Raw genomic sequence first — 470 nt, forward strand, 5'->3', positions numbered from 1 at the left:
CGTGCCGTTGACCTGCGCCGCCGTCCAGCTGGCGCCGTTGTCGAGCGAGACCTGGACTTGCTCGCCGGTCTGCAACGCGGCGCTCAAGGTGCCGCCGATGGTCTGCGCGGCCGTGTCCGTGATGAAGTCGGTGCCCGATGCGCCGTGATCGGCCGAGAACGCGATGCCGCCCACGGTGGTCGTGGGCGCGGTCAGGTCGACGGTGAAGGTCAGGCCTGCCGAGGCGCCGCTGGCGTTGCCGGCGGCATCCGTCACGATCGTGGACACCGTGTGCTGGCCCGCGCCCAGTGCCGCGCTGGCGATGCTCCAGGTACCGCCGGTGGCGACGGCGCTGCCCAGCAGCGTGCTGCCTTCGTACAGGTCGACCGTGGCGCCCGCCTCGGCCGTACCCGTGAAGGTCGGCGTGGTGGTGGCCGTGATGCCGTCGCTGTTCGATACGCCCGTGTCGCTGGCGGCGTCCAGCACCGGCG

1 protein-coding gene is annotated in these 470 nt (G+C 72.3%); it reads right to left on the reverse strand.

Annotation, left to right across the window (positions count from 1 at the left end):
* On the reverse strand, positions 1-470 hold a 470-nt coding region (locus ACEN88_RS34180), incomplete at both ends, for an Ig-like domain-containing protein (protein WP_413346823.1).

The organism is Massilia sp. CT11-108, from assembly GCF_047302915.1.
GTDB lineage: Bacteria > Pseudomonadota > Gammaproteobacteria > Burkholderiales > Burkholderiaceae_D > Telluria > Telluria orientalis.